Annotated in this window: 19 protein-coding genes; 2 read left to right on the forward strand and 17 right to left on the reverse strand. The window is 54.9% G+C overall.

Annotation, left to right across the window (positions count from 1 at the left end; all coding sequences use genetic code 11):
* Positions 1 to 11: 11 nt before the first annotated feature.
* The 5 genes from aroC to B5E56_RS10295 form a co-directional block, all read right to left on the reverse strand.
* Positions 12 to 1,046 (reverse strand): chorismate synthase, encoded by a 1,035-nt coding sequence (gene aroC / locus B5E56_RS10275; RefSeq protein ID WP_343214246.1) that lies wholly within the window; start codon positions 1,044 to 1,046, stop codon positions 12 to 14.
* Positions 1,043 to 2,272 carry a 3-phosphoshikimate 1-carboxyvinyltransferase gene (locus B5E56_RS10280; protein WP_087389698.1) on the reverse strand — a complete coding sequence of 410 codons (1,230 nt, stop codon included), beginning with the start codon at positions 2,270 to 2,272 and terminating at the stop codon, positions 1,043 to 1,045. Before B5E56_RS10280 ends, aroC begins: the two co-directional genes overlap by 4 nt.
* Positions 2,269 to 3,333 carry a 3-dehydroquinate synthase gene (aroB, locus tag B5E56_RS10285; RefSeq protein ID WP_087389703.1) on the reverse strand — a complete coding sequence of 355 codons (1,065 nt, stop codon included), beginning with the start codon at positions 3,331 to 3,333 and terminating at the stop codon, positions 2,269 to 2,271. The genes B5E56_RS10280 and aroB overlap by 4 nt, the downstream gene beginning before the upstream one ends.
* Before the next feature lie 66 nt (positions 3,334 to 3,399).
* Positions 3,400 to 4,419 carry a 3-deoxy-7-phosphoheptulonate synthase gene (aroF, locus tag B5E56_RS10290; protein WP_087389707.1) on the reverse strand — a complete coding sequence of 340 codons (1,020 nt, stop codon included), beginning with the start codon at positions 4,417 to 4,419 and terminating at the stop codon, positions 3,400 to 3,402.
* Positions 4,420 to 4,756: 337 nt separating this feature from the next.
* Positions 4,757 to 6,121 carry an MATE family efflux transporter gene (locus tag B5E56_RS10295; protein WP_087187770.1) on the reverse strand — a complete coding sequence of 455 codons (1,365 nt, stop codon included), beginning with the start codon at positions 6,119 to 6,121 and terminating at the stop codon, positions 4,757 to 4,759.
* 137 nt (positions 6,122 to 6,258) lie between these two features.
* On the opposite strand from B5E56_RS10295, the gene B5E56_RS10300 reads away from it, so the two are divergent.
* Entirely contained in the window at positions 6,259 to 6,696 is a 438-nt protein-coding gene (locus B5E56_RS10300; protein WP_087389710.1) for a dipicolinate synthase subunit A N-terminal domain-containing protein, read from the forward strand.
* A 12-nt stretch (positions 6,697 to 6,708) separates the two neighbouring features.
* On the opposite strand, the gene B5E56_RS10305 is transcribed toward B5E56_RS10300, so the two are convergent.
* The 3 genes from B5E56_RS10305 to B5E56_RS10315 form a co-directional block, all read right to left on the reverse strand.
* Entirely contained in the window at positions 6,709 to 7,746 is a 1,038-nt protein-coding gene (locus B5E56_RS10305) for a DarT ssDNA thymidine ADP-ribosyltransferase family protein (RefSeq protein ID WP_087389713.1), read from the reverse strand.
* A gap of 11 nt (positions 7,747 to 7,757) precedes the next feature.
* Complete coding sequence (locus B5E56_RS10310) at positions 7,758 to 8,600, reverse strand: macro domain-containing protein (protein ID WP_206404970.1); 843 nt, start codon at positions 8,598 to 8,600, stop codon at positions 7,758 to 7,760.
* 92 nt (positions 8,601 to 8,692) lie between these two features.
* Complete coding sequence (locus B5E56_RS10315; protein WP_087389719.1) at positions 8,693 to 9,253, reverse strand: recombinase family protein; 561 nt, start codon at positions 9,251 to 9,253, stop codon at positions 8,693 to 8,695.
* A 121-nt stretch (positions 9,254 to 9,374) separates the two neighbouring features.
* Between B5E56_RS10315 and B5E56_RS10320 the strand changes: the two genes are divergently transcribed.
* Positions 9,375 to 10,031, forward strand: a complete 657-nt coding sequence (locus tag B5E56_RS10320; RefSeq protein ID WP_158098705.1) for an HI0074 family nucleotidyltransferase substrate-binding subunit — start codon at positions 9,375 to 9,377, stop codon at positions 10,029 to 10,031.
* Positions 10,032 to 10,133: 102 nt separating this feature from the next.
* Here the strand turns inward: B5E56_RS10320 and B5E56_RS10325 are convergent, their stop codons facing one another.
* From B5E56_RS10325 to B5E56_RS10365, 9 genes are all read right to left on the reverse strand, one after another.
* Positions 10,134 to 11,051, reverse strand: coding sequence for a class II glutamine amidotransferase (locus B5E56_RS10325; protein ID WP_087389725.1), 918 nt, complete (start codon positions 11,049 to 11,051; stop codon positions 10,134 to 10,136).
* Complete coding sequence (locus B5E56_RS10330; protein WP_143383157.1) at positions 11,051 to 12,163, reverse strand: amidoligase family protein; 1,113 nt, start codon at positions 12,161 to 12,163, stop codon at positions 11,051 to 11,053. Before B5E56_RS10330 ends, B5E56_RS10325 begins: the two co-directional genes overlap by 1 nt.
* A 72-nt stretch (positions 12,164 to 12,235) precedes the next feature.
* Positions 12,236 to 12,493 carry a hypothetical protein gene (locus B5E56_RS10335; RefSeq protein WP_087189371.1) on the reverse strand — a complete coding sequence of 86 codons (258 nt, stop codon included), beginning with the start codon at positions 12,491 to 12,493 and terminating at the stop codon, positions 12,236 to 12,238.
* On the reverse strand, positions 12,490 to 12,822 hold the full coding sequence (locus tag B5E56_RS10340) for a DUF3846 domain-containing protein (protein WP_206404971.1): 333 nt from the start codon (positions 12,820 to 12,822) through the stop codon (positions 12,490 to 12,492). The genes B5E56_RS10335 and B5E56_RS10340 overlap by 4 nt, the downstream gene beginning before the upstream one ends.
* Positions 12,823 to 12,928: 106 nt before the next feature.
* Positions 12,929 to 14,416 (reverse strand): HsdM family class I SAM-dependent methyltransferase, encoded by a 1,488-nt coding sequence (locus B5E56_RS10345; protein ID WP_087389728.1) that lies wholly within the window; start codon positions 14,414 to 14,416, stop codon positions 12,929 to 12,931.
* Entirely contained in the window at positions 14,417 to 15,238 is an 822-nt protein-coding gene (locus B5E56_RS10350) for a hypothetical protein (protein WP_143383158.1), read from the reverse strand.
* The gene (locus B5E56_RS10355) at positions 15,239 to 16,468 is read right to left on the reverse strand and encodes a restriction endonuclease subunit S (protein ID WP_206404972.1); all 1,230 of its coding nucleotides are present in this window, start codon (positions 16,466 to 16,468) and stop codon (positions 15,239 to 15,241) included.
* Positions 16,469 to 16,522: 54 nt separating this feature from the next.
* The gene (locus tag B5E56_RS10360; protein ID WP_087389738.1) at positions 16,523 to 17,302 is read right to left on the reverse strand and encodes a hypothetical protein; all 780 of its coding nucleotides are present in this window, start codon (positions 17,300 to 17,302) and stop codon (positions 16,523 to 16,525) included.
* Between the two features lie 11 nt (positions 17,303 to 17,313).
* The gene (locus B5E56_RS10365) at positions 17,314 to 20,055 is read right to left on the reverse strand and encodes a DEAD/DEAH box helicase family protein (RefSeq protein ID WP_087389741.1); all 2,742 of its coding nucleotides are present in this window, start codon (positions 20,053 to 20,055) and stop codon (positions 17,314 to 17,316) included.
* Positions 20,056 to 20,136: the final 81 nt, after the last annotated feature.

A 20,136-nucleotide genomic window follows, 5' to 3' on the forward strand; every position in this document is an offset into this window, starting at 1 on the left:
ATCGCTCCTTATCAGATGCCCAATACAGCGCAGGCCGCCAGGGCAGCCGCCGCCTCGATCACCGGCACCGCCCGGGGGACGATGCAGGGATCATGGCGGCCGTGGATCTCAATTTCCGTCTCCTCCCCAGTCCGCAGGTCCACGCTCTCCTGAGGCAGAGAGATGGAGGGAGTGGGCCGGATGGTGACCTCAAAGGTCACCGGCATCCCGTTGGTGATGCCGCCGTTGATTCCCCCGGCGTGGTTGGTCTTGGTGACCACTTTGCCGTCCTCCACGGCGAAGGGGTCGTTGGCCTCGCTGCCCCGCATGAGGGAGAAGGCCACACCGGCCCCGAACTCGATGCCCTTCACCGCGGGTACGGCAAAGAGATACTGGGAGAAGACGCCCTCCACATTGCAGCCGAAGTCGGGGGCGCCCAGTCCGGCGGGCAGGCCGGTGACGGCGCACTCGATGGCGCCGCCCACGCTGTCCTGCTCCTCCTTGGCCTCCAGAATGGCCTGGCGCATCTCCTCTCCCTTGCTGTCATTCAGTACCGGGAAGGATTTGGCCGCCACAGCTTTCAGTTCCTCCGGGTCCTCCAGGGCGGCGTCGCAGATGCCGTAGATGGAGCTGATGTGGGCCCCCACCTGAACGCCCCGGCCCGCCAGCACCTGCTTGGCCACTGCGCCGGCGGCTACCAGTGGAGCGGTGAGACGGCCGGAGAAGTGGCCGCCGCCCCGATAGTCCAGACAGCCTCTGCTCTTGATGAATCCGGCGTAATCCCCGTGGCTGGGCCGGGGGGTGTACCGGATGGATTCATAGTCCTTGGAGTGCTGGTCGGAGTTGCGGATCACCATAGCCAGAGGGGCCCCGGTGGTCTTGCCCTCAAACACCCCGGAGAGCACCTCCACCAGGTCGCTCTCCTTCCGGGCAGTTGCGGTGGGGTCCTGGCCCGGCTTGCGCCGGTCCAGCTCCTTCTGTACTCGTCCCAGATCCAGCTCCAGCCCGGCGGGTACCCCCTCCAGCACCACGCCGATGGCAGGGCCGTGGGACTCCCCGAAGATCATATGTCGCATATCAGTTCTCCTCCCAATCTGCGGTAATCCTCCCAGAACCGTGGATAGGACTTCTTGACGCACTCCGCACCAGTGATGGTCACCGGCGCTTCACACCGGATGGCGGCAATGGCCGCCATCATGGCAATGCGGTGGTCATTGTGGCCGGAGACGGTAACACCCCCCGCCAGCTTCTCCTTCCCATGGATCACCAGGTAGTCCTCATATTCCTCTACCTGGGCCCCCAGGGCGTTGAGCACTTCGGTCACGGTAGCCAGCCGGTCGCTCTCCTTGATCCGCAGCCGCCCGGCGTTGACAATGCGGGTGGTCTCCCCCGATCGCAGGGCGGCCATGGCGGCCAGAGGGGGCACCAGATCGGGGCACTGGCTTACATCCAGGTCCAGGCTGCCGATCCCCTGCAGCTGGTCATAAAATCCGGCAATGGCCCGGTCCCCCTGAACGGAGGCCTGATCCAGCCCACCGATCTCCACCGGGCAGCCCAGGCATTTGGCTCCGTACCAGAAGGCGGCGTTGGACCAGTCGGCCTCAATGGCCAGATTCTGATGCTGGTAATACTGATTTCCCGGCACACGGAAGGTGCGCTTGCCGTCGTATTCCGCCTTTACTCCAAACCGTTCCAGGGCGTCCAGGGTCATGTCCACATAGCCCCGGCTCTCCAGGCCGGTGGTGAGTACGATCTGGCTGTCCCCCTCCAGCAGGGGCAGGGCATACAGCAGGCCGGTGATGAACTGGGAGGACACGTTGCCCGGCAGAGTGTAAATGCCGGGGGTCAGCTTGCCCCGTACCGTCAGCACCCCGTCCTTCTGTTCGTAGAAGATGCCCTTCTCCCGGAAGAGGGCAAAATAGGGCCCCTGGGGCCGCTCCATCAGCCGCCCGTGGCCGGTGAATTTCCCGCCCCCCTTGAGGGCCAGAGCCACCGGAATGAGAAAGCGGAGGGTGGAGCCGCTCTCCCCGCAGTCCATCACCTCGGGGGCGGGCTCCTCATGGCCATCCACCAGGTCGGCGCCCCGGATGATGGTACCATCAGCAGAAGCGTCGGCGTCCAGGGTGCGCATACACCGCAGGGTGGCCTGGATGTCCTCCGACAAATCCACGTTGGACAGCTTGCAGAAGCCGTCGGACAGAGCGGCGGCGATGATGAGCCGGTGGGCCTGGCTCTTGGAGGGGGGCGGAGTTACCGCCCCCGCCAGCGAGGTTGGCGTAATGGTCACATTCATTTCAGTTCCTCCAGCAGTGCGGCTTTGGGCATTTTATGGGGGATAGCCCGGCCCATCTCTTCCAGCAGGATCACGCTGATGTCCGCCCCCGCCCCCTTCTTGTCCAGACCAATGGCGGCGGCATACTCCTCCGCCGTACAAGAGATCTCCACCGGCAGATCCAGAGCGGTGAGAACGGCGGCAATCCTGTCCGCCGTCCCCGCCGGAGTAATCCCCAGCCGCTCCCCCAGTCCGGCGGCCCTCACCATACCGGCGGCCACCGCCTGACCGTGGGTCCACTTCTCATAGTGGCCCGCCTTCTCGTAGGCGTGGCCCAGGGTGTGGCCGAAGTTGAGCAGCATCCGTTTTCCCGTGTCCCGCTCGTCCCCTTCCACAATATTCCGTTTTAAATTGCAGCAAATATACAGAACGTGTTCGATTTCCGCCATAATTCCCTTCCGGCTGGGCCGGTGGGCCAGGAAATCAAAGAAGGTCCCGTCCAGGATACAGCCGTACTTGATGACCTCTGCCATACCGTCGGCAAAGGTAGCGTCGGGCAGGGTATCCAGGGTATCCGGGTCCATCAGCACCAGCTTGGGCTGCCAGAAGGCACCGGCCAGATTCTTGCCCGCCTCCAGGTCGATGGCCACCTTGCCTCCCACAGAGGAGTCCACCTGGGAGAGGAGGGTGGTGGGGATCTGGACGAAGTCCACCCCACGCAGGATAGTAGCTGCGGCAAAGCCCGCCAGGTCCCCCACCACGCCGCCGCCCAGAGCCACCACGGCATCGGTACGGGTGAGCCCGGCGGCCATCATGGCCTCCCACAGGCCGGCCAGCTGACCGGCACACTTGGAGGCCTCTCCGGCGGGCACAACATGGATCGTCACAGAAAACCCGGCGGCGGTGAGACTTGCTTCCAGCCGGGGGGCATAGAGGGGGGCCACGTTGGAGTCGGTGACCACAAAGAGCCTGCCCGCCCGGGGCAGGGCCTTCCGGCAGTATGCTCCCGCCTGGTCCAGCAGGCCCCGCTGGATCAGAATATCATATTCCCGCCCCGGCAGGGCAACGGTGAGGGTCTTCATGGGCACTTCGTCCTTTCCATAATACCGTAGGAGCAATCTTTCTGGCCACCCCTGCGTCATTTCTTTTTATTTTACCAACTTTTTCTCCACCAGGTCAACCAGCATACCCACCTTGTGCATGAGGGCGTCGAACTTCTGGGGGGTAAGGGACTGCTGGCCGTCGCACTTGGCGTGGGCGGGATCGTTGTGGACCTCGATGATGAGACCGTCGGCGCCCGCCGCCACGGCGGCCAGGGCCAGAGGCTCCACCATCCAGTACATACCGGCAGCGTGGGAGGGGTCCACGATGACGGGCAGATGGCTCATCTGCTTGACGGCGGGGATGGCGGACACGTCCAGGGTGTTGCGGGTGTAGGTCTCAAAGGTACGCACGCCCCGCTCGCACAGGATCACGTTCTCATTGCCCTCGGCCATAATATACTCGGCGGACATGATCCATTCCTCGTAGGTGTTGGACAGGCCCCGTTTGAGCAGGATGGGCTTGCTCATCTTGCCCACTTCCTTAAGCAGCTCAAAGTTCTGCATATTGCGGGCGCCCACCTGGACCACGTCCACCTCCCGCTCAAAGAGGTCGGCCATCCGGGGGTCCATGATCTCGGTGACGATGGGCAGACCGGTCTTGGCCCGGGCCTCCACCAGCAGATCCAGGCCGGGAGTGCCCATGCCCTGGAAGGAGTAGGGGGAGGTGCGGGGCTTGAAGGCGCCGCCCCGCAGCATGGCCGCGCCGGAGCGCTTCACGTCCTCGGCCACGGCGCAGATCTGCTCCTCACTCTCCACCGAGCAGGGGCCGGCAATGACGGAGAAGTTGCCGCCGCCGATCTTGGCATTGCCCACGGTGACCACCGTGTCCTCGGGGTGGAACTTGCGGTTGGCCTTCTTGTAGGGCTCCTGCACCCGCATGACCCGCTCCACGTTGGGGTTGATGGAGATCTTGTCCATATCCACGGCGGTGGTATCGCCCACCAGGCCCAGGATGGTGCAGCCCACGCCGTTGGTAATGCCCACTTCCAGGCCCAGCTGCTTCAGTTTATCTGCCAGATGTTGAATATCCTCCTGCCGGGTACCGGGCTTCATGACGACTACCATATGACACGCTTCCTTTCCAGTGACAAAAATAGGCGCTCATTGATGAAATCAATGAGCGCCCTGTCTGTGTTACAAGGTAATATCAGGCCCCATAGGGCCCACCCATTTACTCCATCCTGCTATTTTCCCATGCCAAAAAAGCCGGTGCCCATAAATCGAGCCCAGCCAAAGGAAAACAGGAAGGATGCAGTTGTGAGGGAACGTCTGGTCATGCCTGTACGCCTCACTTTTCTAGGTTGGAGTCATTATACCCTCTTTTTCCCGTGATTGCAACGGGAATTGTGTACAAATACCGCCGGTGTTTTCTCCACTCTCACTGTGTTTTCCCCCTGTCCGGTCACATGGGCGCGCTTTGCAGCTCGCCGGGGGGCATATGCCGCAGCAGCTGCCGCAGGCAGAGGGCGAAGAGCACCGAGCTGATGGACCAGGTGAGGGGATAGGCCCAATAGACCACCCGGATGTCGGGGATGACCCGCACGGTAAGGGTGATGTAGGTGATACGCAGGGCGCACCACACCGTCAGCATAATGGCCATGGGTACGATGGGCCGCCCCATGCCCCGCAGGATGCCGGCGCAGCAGTGGGAGAAGGACAGCAGGCAGTAGAACAGAGATACCGTGCGGGCGTAGGCCACACCAAAGGCCACCACCTCCGGCTCGCTGTTGAAGGCGGCCACCAGCAGCGGGGAGGCCAGGAAGATGATCCCGCCGATGGCCTCTGCCAAAATGGGGCTGCACACCAGGCCGAACTTCATACCCGCCCGCACCCGGTCGAAGCGGTGGGCCCCCAGGTTCTGACTGACGAAGGTGGACAGGGCCAGCGCAAAACAGGTTACCGGCAGGAAGGCAAAGCCTTCGATACGGCTGTAGGCGCCGCAGCCCGCCATGGCGGCGGAGTCAAAGGCGTTGATGTTGGCCTGGACGATGACGTTGGCCAGGGAGACCACCGAGCTCTGTACTCCGGAGGGGATACCCAGGGTGATGATCTGCTTGAAGGTAGGTCCCTCGAAGCGCACCCGCCGCCAGTTCACCCGGTAGCCCGCCTTGGTGAGGGTCAGCTTGCGGAAGGCCAGGAAGGCGGACAGGCACTGGCTGAGGATGGTGGCCAGGGCGGCGCTGCCCACCCCCAGTTTCAGTACCGCCACAAAGAGCAGATCCAGCACCACATTGGTAAGGGAGGCGGCAATGAGGTACTTCATGGGGCTGCGGCTGTCACCCACCGACTGGAGGATACTGGCCCCCATGTTGTAGAGCACCACAGCGGAGGAGCCGAAGAAGTAAATACGGAAGTAAAGAATGGAGTTGTCAATGACGTCGGCAGGGGTGCCGATCCACTGGAGGATCTGTGGGGTTAAAATGGCCCCCACTACTGTCAGGATCACACCTGCTGTCAGGCCCAGGGCCACGGTGGTGTGGACCGCCCGCTCCATATGGTCGTCGTCCTCCGCCCCGTAGTACCGTGCGATGAGCACGCCCGCACCCAGGGATACACCGTTGATAAAGCCCACCATGAGCAAAATCATGCTGCTGGAGGAGCTGACCGCCGCCAGAGCGGACCGACCGATGAAGTTGCCCACAATGAGGGAATCCACCGCATTATATAATTGCTGAAACAGGTTACTGAAAAAGATGGGCAGGGCGAAGGCCAGCATCTTTTTGGGGACGCTGCCTTCGGTCAGGCGATTTTGTTCGTTTCGGTCCATCGGGTCCATCTCCGCTCTCTCTTGATCTGTCTTTTTATTATTAGCCTGTTAAAGCAAAAAGTCAAGCTGTGCCACCCAGTCACCCTTTTCCGGCGGCGGAATAGGATGGAGCAGTCACTGGGAACGGAGGGCTTACCATGAGATATGAACTGAACCTGTGGGTGGCGGGGGGTGACCTGCGGCAGGCCAAACTGGCGGAGCTGCTGGCTGCCGACGGCCACACGGTACATACCTGGGCCCTGGAGGGCCACGGCCCTCTGACGGGGGTACAGATGGAGACCGACCCGGCGGGGGTGGAACTGGCCGACTGCCTGATCCTGCCTCTGCCGGCGGAGGAGGAGGGCGGCCTGCTCCACGCCCCTCTGTCCGACCAGCCCCGGAAGCTGGAGGAGCTGCTCTCCCCTCTGCGGCCCGGCCAACTGGTGTGCGCCGGGATGGTGGGCCCCAATCTCACCGCCCTGGCCGCCCAAAAAGAACTGGTCCTCCAGGATTACTTCGCCCGGGAGGAACTGGCGGTGGCCAACGCAGTGCCCACCGCATTACCGAAAGGACACAGGCGCGTTCCATCAAAATAACCCTCAAAAACGTTAAAATAGAATATCACTCATGCCGATATCAAAGATATTTTGATACATCAAGTGCCCATCCAATTCTATTTTCAGTTGGATGTAATCACTTAAATACCTCTGGTATTTCATTTTAACTCCCGCGGACTGCTTGTAATCAAGAGAACCACTATAGGTATCACAGGCAAGAGTATTACCATTACTGCCTTTCCAATAAAGGGTTCCTGTAAATTGAACAGGTACTGTTCCACTCCGCGCCTTATTTTGATCATAGCGCAGTTTTGCTTCGTTAAGCTCAATCGAAATCCCATCCGGATAGGATTTTACATTTCTCACAAAGATTCCATGTCTGAAAAATAGATATGTCCCCAGATCTGCAGGTGCAGCCGTAATCAAATCTTTATACTGTGCATACCTTGCTGGGCAGCGCTCCTGTAGTAACGCAAACAACGTTTCTTTCTCCGCAACGCTCCGACAAACAATGCGTCTGAGCAGACCATTCAATGGAAGTCCGTCATCACGTAGCACTTCTGTACGTCGGTAACGGAGAATAGATGAGTCATGAGAAGTCGGGCCATTGTGAAATATCTTTTGAAAATTTAACTCAGCAAATTTTCCCGGTCCAAAACGCCTCTGTTCAATTTGATGGCCAGCTCCCCCTCGCTCCACAAAGCAAACGCCCGGATATTCAAGGGTCTTGACCGCATCAAATAGAAAGAAGACCGCCACAGGGCAGTCTGCCTCCTTATATTCTTTATGTCGCACTGTTTTAGGCTTATAGCCTTCATTATAAAATTGAGTTGGAGTCAATGGACGCATATACAAACGTGCGCAATGCTTAATATCATCTCGTGTTACTTCCAATACATTATGGCTTGCAGCATCAATTTTTACAAGCTGACGCGTTTCTACTGTTTTCCTGTCATAAAGCCATTCCTGCTCAATGATTCCGACTGCATTATTTACGTCCGTATAGTGATATAAATAGCTAGGCCACCAATTGATTTCCCGTGGAAGCCGTTTTCTCTGTTGTCGTATGGTTTCCAAATAAGTCGGCACAGGAGCTCACCTCATTCGATATACTGATACCCATCACTGAAGTCAATGCCATTTAGGGAGGTCAAAACCGGCTGTAGATAATCCATTTTTTCCAGGACTTTTAACAAAAGCTCGGCATGCGCTGAAAACTTTTCCGGAAGCCTGTCCATGCTAACTACACCACTATCCCGGATATAGACCCAAAATTTGCACAACTCCGTTGACTTCAGTGTTACCTCCTGTCCATTTTTTAGGATAATTCCATCTTCAGACCACCGCGCGCGGCCATATTCCCCATCTTTAAGAGGAAGACACACTTCCTGTGAGAAATACTTCCGCAAATCTTCCTCCAACACAGCAAATCCTATATTTTCCGGATGGGTGTGAAGCCATCTCTCCATCGGCTCTGGCTCTACATGCTCCGGAGTCTGATCTCGATAGCTACCAACATAGATATAGACAGGAATTGGAAGCGATCTTAGATATTTCTCCATCAGAGGTTGTACAAGTTTCCAATCCAGGCCTCCATTCCCGCAGCCAAGGCGCGGAAACGCAGCCGAGGTAATCCCTTTATCTGCATAGGAAGCCGCAAATTTTTGTAATCCGGCTTCAATATATTCAATTTTTGATGGATTTCGCCAATGAATCTTTGTTGGAAACATGAGAACCCACTTATCTGGTCCCTTCCAGAGAAAAAGCTTCCCAACTTCTAACTGCCTTGATTTGCAAACTCGTTCATAAGCAGAAAACATCTCTGGATAGCGCTTTTTAAATTCTAGTGCAACTCCTTTTCCCATAACACCGACTGTATTAACAGTATTGATCAATGTCTGAGCGGGAGAACTAAATATATCGCCTTTAAGATAGGTAATCACGCTATCACCCCACATAGTAACATACTTCTAATAGGGATTATATCATATATGATTCTGATATAAAACAGATTTTCTATTGCAGTTAAATTACGTCAATTAATGAGCTTTTTGGATTTTACATATCGGTAAAAAGTTGCTTTGCTCATGCCAAGTTTCTTCATAGCCTGCACAGCTGTAAGGTGACCTGCGCGCCATTGATCAACTACAACATCAAGGTCATCCGGCTGGATCGGCTTCCGCCCCCTGTATTTCCCCTGGGTCTTGGCGATATCGATTCCCTCCCGCTGACGCTGGAGGAGGTACGCCCGCTCCAGCTCGGCCACCGCGCCAAACACGGTGAGCATGAATTTCCCAGTGGGGGTGGCGGTGTCGATGGCCTCCTTCTGGGAGATGAATACCACTTCCTTGGCGGCCAACTGCTCCACCAGTTCCAGCAGATCTTTCGTGTTGCGGGCGAAGCGGCTGATGGACTCCACGATGACGGTATCTCCCCGGCGAACGAAGGACATCATCTCTTTCAGCTGAGGCCGCTCAACGTTTTTGCCGCTCATCTTATCGATATAGATCTGGTCCACTCCCAGCGCCTCCATCAGCACCTCCTGGCGCAGGGTGTTTTGTTCCTGGGTACTTACTCTGATATATCCGATTTTCATAATGGGATCGTTCTCCCTTCAACATGATCTCTGTTTTATTCTGTGGTATACTTTTCTTGTATTGTTGTGTGCGCTTGTCTGTGCTAAGATAGAGGAGCACAAACGCAGAGGAGGGAGCTGGATGGATCGCCTGATCGAAGAGATGAAAGCGGTAGCGGAGCGCTATCATGCCCAGCGGCTGTGCCTGTTTGGCTCCCGGGCCAGAGGTGATTTTCGCCCGGACAGCGACTACGACTTTGCCCTCTGGGGAGTCCCGGCTGCCTGTCAGCCTCAACTGCTGAATGCTGTGGATGACCTTCCCAGCCTCCATAAGGTCGATGTGGTCTTTGTTGATGACCGCACATCCCAGGCACTGTTAGATAACGTGAGAAAGGACGGAGTGATCCTGATGGACAAGTTTACGATCAAACGGGAAAATTTTGAGAGTGCCCTGCTTCGTCTGAAGGAGGGCCTTGCAGGATACGAAGGTGCCTCCGATCCGCAGCTGGCCCGGGATGGCATCATCCAGCGATTTGAGTTCACCTGTGAGCTGGCGTGGAAGACCACCAGGGAGTGGCTGCTGGACCAGGGCCATGTGGATCTGAACAGCCCCAAGGCGGTGATGCGGCAGGCCTTTGCGGACGGCCTGATCTCCGACAGCGACGGATGGATCGGCCTGCTCAACGACCGCAATATGACCTCCCATATTTACGATGAGAACACCGCCGACCAGATTTTCCGGCGGATCCAGACCTGCTACCTGTCCCTCTTTGAAGGGCTGCTGGAAAAGCTGATTTGAATGAGCGGAGTCCCAATAGGGTGTGCCGGACAAATGAGACGTCTCAAATGTCCGAAACCGACCCTCTTGGGACTCTTTTTTACCGTCTCACTGGGGTATACCCTAACGATACTCCTGCCAGCCCGGGATGCCGTACAGTTCCTCCTCGATCTCATCAGTGGAATACCCGGCCTCCAGCAGCTCGTCGATATCCTCCGGCGTATAGCCCAGTGCGGAGGCGATGTTCTTGAGGGTGCGCAGATAGCTCCGGTCCGGCTGATACGAGCGGGCGCAGGGATGCCATGGACGATAGATAGGGTAGGTCATCATGAACTGTCCCGCCGTGGTCAGGCCGTGCTTGTCCCATCTTAGAATCTCCCCGTCCGAGACCGGCACCTCCCGGAAGGGCTCCCCGGCCAGCCAGGTGCGGTTTACTGCCTGATGCAGAATGGCCAGGGTTGAGGCGTAGATGTACAGCCCCAGCCGCGGGTAATGCCAGATGGTCAGTGGGTTATCCCCCTTCACCAGATACAGCCGGTCTTTATGGTCAAGCACCGTAAACACAAAGGAGCCCTCCACCGTCTCAGCCATCTTGCTCAGGCTGTCCGGTGTGAGGGCTCCCTGTTGTTCCAGCAGCTGCACCGCTACATAACTGTCCGTTTGAATATTTGTCTGAGGCAGCTTCTTGCTCTTGCGCAGGCTCTTGTCGTTGTACAGCACCCCATTGTGGGCTAAGGCAAAGTGCAGCCTGCCCACTTTGCCGGCAAAGGGATGATTGTTCTGGGGATATTTCGCGTCTCCCTGGGTCGTCATGCGGGTATGGCCCATCACCACTCTGGCGTCTCCCGGTACAAAGAAACGGTGCTTGCGGGCGGGACCGGGACCTTTGCAGATCTGGAGCCTGCCGCCGCTGTTGTACGCGATGCCGGCGGCGTCCGTCCCCCGGACCTCGCTCTCAGCCGCTAGTGCCCGGATAAGCTTGGTCTTTTGCTTACCGGTGAGACTTCCGTTGTTGTCCATGATTCCAAACAAACAGCACATCAGGCTTCCTCCTCGCTTTCTACCGGCTCGTTCACATAGAGCCGCCGTTCTTTCAGGTACTGCACCAGCTCCGGCTGCTGACAGCCGGATACAAAGGTAGTCCAGGCCATGCCTTTCAGCTCGTCATCAGACAGATGCACTGCTGCATCACAGATGTGGTCAATCAATTCCAAGGTAGCCAAAATGGTGTTGGTTTTCAGGGTGCCCCGGAACATCCGGAACTCCACCGTGTCCAGGTTTTGCAGATTGACGCAGGTATACCGTCCCCCGTGGTAGCCCTTCTTTGCAAAGTCCAGAATATCCATGGGGTGCTCCTTGTAGCCGTACCGGGCGGCCCACCGCTCCAGCTGCCGCTGGGTGCGGCGGCTGAACTTCAGCAGCTCCTCCCAGTGTTTCTCAAAGAAGTAGAGCACCCGGGCAATGGCCTGGTCCTGCTCCTGCTGGGTAGGCCCGAAGGCCGCCCGGCTCACATGGATGTGGAGCCCGCAGGTGCTGGCCCGGTGGCTGCGGTAGCCCAGGGAGAGGGCCTTCCGGCAAACATCCTCCCAGGGCATAGCGTGGAGCTGCCAGTCCAGGGACAGAGGATGGGTCACCAGCTCCAGGCCGTCGTCCAGGGAACCGTCGTGTTTGATGTACATCAGAGGATACCCGGCGTTAGCGATATCCAGTAGCGCCCGGGCGCTGTCCGGATCCTCGCCGCCCTGATCCAGCTCCAGTTCCACACCGAAAAACCGGGGCCCCTCTCCCTGGAAGATGGGCTCCGGTTTGTAATAATAATCGTGGATGGGCTTGTCCCGGGACAGGGTATGGAAGCAGTCCAGGCAGTAGGGCCGCTCGTCAAATTCGTCCGACTCTTCGTAATAGGCCCCGGTCTCTCTCACAAGAGCACCGCAGCGGCAGCAGCGGACATAGTGGTCGTCAAAGCAGTCCTGGCACAGTGGGGTGTCAGTGGTGCCTGCGTTGTCACTCTCCCAGATCCGCTCGCCGCAATAGCTGCAGAACAGGGTGTGGTTGTCCAGGCATTGGGCGCACAGCTCCTGGCCATCGAAATGGTACAGCTGCCCGGTTGGCAGAGAAGCGCCGCAGAGTTCGCAGGTATGCAGTTCTTTCATGGTAATTCCTCCTTAAAACGCAAAAAAGCCCCGGGGCTTTCCCCGAGGCCATCGTAGCTTATAGTATACAGTTCAAGGTTCGGGCGGTCCGGAAGGGGGAAAGAGGTCCAGAGCCAGCAGAATGGCCACCCGGACTCCCTCCCGAAAGGCCCCCTCCACGGAAGCCGTCTCCCGCTTCACAAAGACATCCTCCAACCTGTCCAGCAGATCGGCCGCCTCCCGGTCCAGCTGTTTACGCAGTTCCTCTGACAAGGCTATCATCTCCTCTGAGCATTGGGTGTACACCGGTTCCCCGTAGCGGAAGCCGTCCTCCATAAGCCGCTCCATCATAGGTAAATCTCCGGCCGCGCAAAGCGGCAGCGATAGCGTTCCAGCTGCTCCGGCGTCAGGCTCTCAAAGTCCTCGCTGTCCGGCGGGGCGGCGCACAGAAAGAAGGTTCCTGCGACAATGTCGTAGATCTCCCCGTTGTCCAGCCGCAGGCAGCGGTTGAGGGGCAATCCCACCAGTTTGCCCTCCTCGTGACAGATGAGGGCCACCGGCTCTTCGAAGGGGTAGATCGCCTGGATGGGCCCTCCTACCGCTCGCTGCATAGCCTCCGGGGTGTTGTCCAGTTCTGCCGCCCGGGGCGGCTCCAGGGGTGGGACCAGCAATACGTTCATAACCATACCTCCAGATAAAAGGATAGCCCAGGAAGCATATGCTCCCTGGGCTTCATGGGTATAGTATACAGATGATTATGGACACAGTTCGGAGAAAGAGTGATACCTATTTTTCCAGTGCTGCCAGTAGCTCACTGAACCCATCCATAGCCGATTGCAAGTTCTCCATGATATCCTGAGCCAGCTCCTCCGGGGCGGGCAGGTTGTCCAGGTCGGCCAGGGACTTATCCTTGATCCAGAAGATATCCAGGCTGGTCTTGTCCCGGGCAAGGATCTCCTCTGCCGTAAAGCGGCGCCAGCGGCCCTCGGGGTTTTCCTCACTCCAGGTCTCGTGGCGCTCATGTCGGTTTTCCGGGTTGTAGCACTGAATGAAGTCCTCCAAATCCCCAAAAGTCATGGGATGCTGCTTGAGGGTGAAGTGCATATTGGTCCGCAGGTCGTAGACCCAGACCTCTTTGGTCTGCTTCTCCGGGCTGGCAGGGCGCTTGTCAAAAAAGATCACGTTGGCCTTAACGCCGGGCTTGTAGAAGATACCGGTAGGCAGACGAAGAATGGTATGGAGGTCGCAGGTCTCCAGCAGCTTCTTTCGGATGGTTTCACCGGCTCCACCCTCAAAGAGTACATTGTCTGGCACCACCACCGCCGCCTTACCGGTGGCTTTCAGCAGGGTGTTGATGTGCTGGAGGAAGTTGAGCTGCTTGTTGGAGCTGGTGGTCCAGAAGTCCTGCCGGTTGTAGACCAGATCTTCTTCCTCCTGCTCTCCCTCCTCGTTAGTGAAGGTGAGGGCGGATTTTTTGCCGAAGGGCGGGTTGGTGAGTACATAGTCAAACCGCTCACCAGGGTCAGTGAGCAGGGCATCCCCCAGGGTGATGGGCACCTGACCGTAGAGGTCGCCGATGTTGTGGAGGTAGAGATTCATCAGGCTCATCTTGAAGGTGGTGGGCACGATCTCCCAGCCACGGAAGGCCTCTTTTTTCAAGAACTCCTTTTCCTCCCGGTCTAGGTTGTAGCGCTTCGGGTCGGCCAGATAGCTCTGGGCCGCCAGCAGAAAGCCGCCGCTGCCGCAGCAGGGATCGGCAATGGTCTTCTTGGGCTCCGGGCGGATACACTCCACCATGGCCTGGATCAGCGGGCGGGGGGTAAAATACTGGCCCGCTCCGCTTTTCACGTCCTCGGCATTCTTTTGCAGCAGGCCCTCGTAGATCTCACCCTTGACGTCAGTGGACATGGACACCCATTTTTCCTTGTCGATCATCTGGACGATGCGGTACAGGATTGCGGCGTTGTTGATCTTGTTGGTAGCGCCCTTGAATATCTTGCCCAAGGTACCGCCCTGCTCGCCCAGAGTCTCCAGGATGGCTTTATACTTCTCTTCCAGCTCCGCGCCCTTGAGATCGCTCATGTCCGCCCAGCCGCAGCCAGCCGGGATGCCGGTTTGGCGCTTATACGGGGGCTTTGCATACTCGTCGGACATCTTTAAAAAGATCAGGTAGGTGAGCTGCTCCAGGTAGTCACCGTAGGACACGCCATCGTCCCGCAGCGGCCCGCACATTCCCCAGACCTTGGAGATGATGGTTGTGGTTTGTTCAGACATTCAGTTCTCCTCCAGAGTCTTCTCTTTCTGTGATAGCTCAATTCCTTTGACAATTTCATCTTTACTCCGATAGTCATCAGGGAATTGTGTATTGATTTCTAAAAGTGGAATGCCATAAAAAGACACATTACATTCATCGGAATATTTACAGTCAGCAAATTGAGTAATGTCTAATCCCAGTGGTGTCAATGCTTTTGGTTTATCGATGTACAGCACTGCTCCTACTGGATAGCGGGATATTTCAGATTGTATGACAATCCCCACATCTGAGCGGCAAATTGCTGCCAGACTATTAATTCTTACCATCGGGCCTTTTGTGAGGTAGAGATAAACAGAGTATTTTTCCTTATTGAACACATTCGATTCTTTGTTCAATAAAAATTCCCTTAAAGATTCATCACCAAAGCACCCATTATTGATATCGCAAAACATTGTCATGATTGCTTTAAAAATTTGGAGCGGATGGAGTTTCTCAACCTCAAAATAGCATCTATCATTGGTATTGGGGTTCAGATTAGATATCACTTCGTGTAATGTTCTCACCAAACGAACATATTCGCTAATATACCAAGATCCAGTATTACTGTTACAGTCTGAGCAAAGAAAATAGCCTCCTCCACCTCGCTGATTCAGCTTGCCTTTTAAGCCTTCCATATCCCACGGGAGACGACCATCTTCTCCGGTCATGAGTTTGATGCTTTCTTCAAATGGGATTTCTCTCACTGGTAAGGAATTAAAGGCACTTTCCGGCGGTACGTGTTCAAAAGTCAAAGGTTTTACTTGCCCACAGAGCTTGCATTTGCCTTCTATCCGTTTTCCCACCTATACCAGTCTCCCTTCAAACGCCTGGTTCAAAACACTCTGCCGCAGGGCCTCTGCCTGCTGTAAGGAGGTGTCAATGGTTTGCTCTACACTGTCACATATAGATAACCGAGATTCTATGCGCTCAACAATTACTCTCTGCTCCTCGAACGATGTAAATGGAAAACGCAATGCACGAACTCGCTCTTTATTCAATGCCTTTTGATTATTTCCAGAGCCAACTCGTCTGGTATTTTCGTAGTTCAAGAGAAGAAAATAATAGATATATTTAGGTTCACAAGGGGTTTTGGATACCAATATGGCTGCTGTATTTTGGTTATGTGCTGCAACGATATTCAAAATAGCTGCCTGGCCCCTCGTTTTTCCTTCTCCTATCATAGCCAGCATAACGGTTCCAACAGGGTGCAAATTTGTAGATGAGTTAGCCAACCCGGATTCAGTGATTCTTTCTTTCGTCTTGGTAATTGTATTGAAATGTACCTCGCCACTACTTACCCAATTGATGTCACCGTTCCAATATTCAGGGATTGAACGTTTAGGAGTTGCTCCAACCTCTACATCAAAAACATCACCAATACGCACTTTTAGCCATGTGTCCGGCAAGTCGAGTGCTATTTCGTTTTCATCGCCAGATGTATCTTTAAAAGATTGATTTTGCTTACAGATACTCAAAAAATCATCTTGTGGGGATATATTGTGTCCCCCTCTCCATTGCTCAGAGAGCTTGCCCTCAAACGCCTCTTTCAGCACCGCCTGGCGGTAAACCTTCAGCTTCTCCTTTGCGGTTTGCAGTTCCGCCACGCTGGCGTCCAGTTTGGAAAACAGCTCCTCAATTTTGGAGACAATGCGCTCCTGCTCGTTTAGATGTGGAACAGGCATCTGGATTTGAAGAAGATCTCTTTTTGCAAGACTTGGAATTGTAGTTGATTTATCCAATTCTTTAAAATTAAAGGAGCAACAGAAATAATATAAATATTTGGGATGCAATTCGTCTCCTGGCGATATTCCGAAAGCAGTATCTACATTCCAAAATGGTTCATTCACAAAAATAGGATTGTTAATTGTTCCTTTCCGGCCTACAATCGTGGTTCCGGCTTCGCATAGATATGAACGGGCATACCCCATCACTCCGCCGCTCCCATATATTGGGTATCGGCCATTGGGATCAGTAACCAGTTTCTGGTTTTTCCCACTCACAATAGTAAGAACATCACTCCACTTTTTCAACATTACCATCATTCCTGTGCGTCTTAATATTCAATATTTGTAGCGATAGCAAACGGCTTATATATCTTCCAATTCCACAAAAGCAGTGCGATATTCCCAGTTCACACCATAATTTGATTTTAGCGGAGAGAGCAGTGATTCATCTATGTTATTTATTAGCAAACCATGTTCATATTCTCCAACGGAAATTGTGTAACAAAAATGTTTAATCTCTTTGTTGTAATTTACCTCAATATCAATATCATATTTTCCAATCTCCCAGAAAAACTCCTTGTTAAGCACCTCTTTTGCTTGTGCATATTCGGAAGTAGTTCTATAAAAAGCAGCAGCTTCAGCATAGTTTTGGTAGGAATTTCTAATATCTGCAATCCGCTTAAACAAATTCTCTGTACTGGCCTTAAAGGTCTTACCAAAAGAATCAAAGGCATCTCCAAATTCTGTAAACGCGCAGATAATACTGTCTGCTTCAATTCTAAGAGGATGAGCAGATTCTGTTGTTTGCAGATAATTTCCAACCATACTTTGGTTTACTGGAGAAATAAAACTGGACCAAGCTAGATTTAATTTTCTCTCATCTCTTTGCCGTGTTACTTTAATTTTAATTTTTTTAATAGATATCGGTTTTCGTTCAGACTCATACACACCATCAATACGAATGTATGAACCACTCTGATTGAAAAAGAGCAGAGCTCTACCAGTAGGCAAAAAACTAAGTTTGGCAGTAATAAACCATTTTTTCCAAACTGCTTGAGCAATAGGGATAATGATAGCCACAGCAGCTAATATGATTGCTACTAATTCATAAAATGTCATGGGTGTAGAAAAATCAATTTTCATCTATATTCTCCTTACGCTACCAATTCCATATTCATTTCCATCAAAATCGCCTCATACTGCTCCCCGAACACCTCATAGAACCGCCCAAGGCCGCCCTTGCGGTCAAAGGGGCTCAGGTCCAGGTCCTCTGGCTGGATACTCAAAGAGGTGGCGATATGATCCTTCACCAGCTGGAGCCACTCCATCTGCTCCGGGGTGAAATGTACCGCACCGGCGTTGCGGCGGAAGGTCCACTGCTGGAAGTTGTAGTTTACCTTATCGGCAAAGGGTTGTAAACCCTCTGCTTCGCCCATCTCAAACCGGATGATGGACACCAAGTCGGCCAGCTGGCGCAGCGTGCCCGTTCCCTTTACTTTCTCCGGCTTCTTGATGGCATAGCAATCCCACAGCCGCTCGATGGTTACGCCCTTGCTCCGCAGCTTCTCATAGAGAGCTTTCAGCTTCTCAATGGCCATGGGCCGGTCCTGATAGGTCTGGCTGTACAGGATGCGCAGGGCAATGATCTCATCCTTGTTTTCCTCAATAAACTCATGGAAGGTCCGAATCACCCGGTCGGCGTTTTCCTCCTTCTGGGCGTCAAACCCGGCAAAGAGCAGGGTGTCCGGGTTGGTGTTGTCGATGATCTGCTCATGGCTGCGGCGGACATTTTCAATGAAGTCCCGAACCTCCGGGCGGCAGAAGGGCGCGGCCGCTTGGGCTGCTGCCTCCCGCTGTACCGTCTGCATCTGATCCTCCGTGGGTTCCTGGGTCTGGAATTGCTTCCGGGCCCGGGCGGTGAGAATATCCTCGTCAAAGGCATCCAGCAAATCTTCCGCCAGCTGACTGGCCGGAACGCCCACCACCTGGGTAAATTCCTTCCGCTCGCTGGAACTCATCTGGCTGTTGAGGCGGATCACCCGGTTGGCAAGGGAGGTCAGGGTGTCCTCATCCCGAGCACCCAAAGCCACCGTCATCATCAGCTCTTTCAGAGAGACCGAAGGCTTGCGCTCCAAGGTACGGGTCTCGGACTTCTTGGAATTGGTAACGCCCACCGCATCCACGATGATAAAGTGGTCCTTGTTCTCGGTGGCCGAGGGGGTCACCTTTTGCAGGTCGTCCTTGCTGAGAGTACGGGTACCCCGGCCCTTCATCTGTTCAAAATAGTTTTTGCTGCGCACATCCCGCATAAAAATCAGGCACTCGATGGGTTTGACATCGGTGCCGGTGGCAATCATATCAACTGTCACCGCAATGCGGGGATTGTAGCCATTGCGGAACTCACTGAGCACACCCTCCGGATTTTCGGCGGAGTAGGTGATCTTTCTGCAGAACTCGTTCCCCTCGCCGAACTCCTCCCGGACAATCTGGATGATGTCGTCGGCGTGGCTGTCGGTTTTGGCGAAAATCAGAGTTTTGGGGACTTCCTTACGCCGTGGGAACAGCGTGGTAAACAGGCTTTCCCGGAAGGTACGGATTACCATACGGATCTGGCTGGGATTGACGATGTCCCGGTCCAACTGGGTGGGCTGGTAATCCACATCCTCGTCCAGCTGCTTCCAGCGTTTTTCCCGCGAAAGCCGGTTTCGGCATTCGATTATCTGCTTCATGATGTGGGCGCCGCTTTTGGTCACCTGGGTCTCAATGAGGAAGATATCCTCTCCCACATTGACGCCATCGATGATAGCCTGCTCCCGGGAATATTCGCTGACCACATTCTCATTGAAAAAGGCAAAGGTACGCTTGTCCGGCGTGGCAGTGAGGCCGATGAGGAAGGCATCGAAATAGTCCAGCACCTGCTGCCAGACATTGTAGATGGAGCGGTGACACTCGTCGATGATGATGCAGTCAAAAAACTCCGGCGGGTACTTCTCGTTGTAGACCACCTCTTTGGCCGCCTGGCGGTCTGCCGAGGTCAGCTCATTGAAGGAAGTCTCCTCCGCCGACTCATCCAGTTCCTCCCCCTTCAGAATAGAGTACATCCGCTGGATGGTGCTGATGCACACCTGCACATCCTGGGGGATGTAAGAACTTTTCAGCCTCCGCACCCCATAGATTTCAGGAAAAGAGCGGTTGTCATCGTTGGGGCGATAGGCCAGGAATTCCCGTTCCGCCTGTTCGCCCAGGCCCTTGGTGTCCACCAGGAAGAGGACTCGGTTGATTTTGGCATATTTCAGCAGACGATATACCGCCGTAATGGCTGTGAAGGTCTTGCCAGCACCGGTGGCCATCTGGATCAGCGCTCTGGGACGATTTTGTGCAAAGGACTGCTCCAGACTTTCGATAGCCGTGATCTGACAGCTGCGGAAGCCCGCAGTGTCAAAGGGTGGGAAATGCTTCATGTTGTTGCGGATAGTATCCTCAAATTTCAGCAGAGCACGGAGGCTTTCAGGACGGTGAAAGCTGAAGATACGGCGGGAGCGATATTTCTGGTCGTTATAATCGGTGAAACGAGTCAGCTTTCCAGTGGCCTCATAGGTAAACCGAATACGGTATCCCGCTTTGACCCATTTAAAAGTGCTTCCGGCATATCGGCTGGACTGCCCTTCCACAGTGGTGATGTTCTCACCCTTTTCGTCCGCCTTGGCCTCCACGACACCAACCGGGACGCCATCTACAAAAAGGGCATAGTCCACCGGCCCAGTGCTGGTGGGAAATTCCCGCACCGCCACACCTGGGCCTGCCAGTGGATTGAGCTGGCGCATATCCTGCAAAATCCACCCGGCCTGGGTTAGCCTCTGGTCGATTGCCTCCCGGGCTTTTTGTTCTGGCGTCATGGAGTCCACCTCCGACAAATCACAGCAATTTTAGTCATTATACCATGATTTTTAGATGCAGGCCACAATTTTCCATGTAAC

The organism is Flavonifractor sp. An112 (genome assembly GCF_002161085.1).
Classification (GTDB): domain Bacteria; phylum Bacillota; class Clostridia; order Oscillospirales; family Oscillospiraceae; genus Flavonifractor; species Flavonifractor avicola.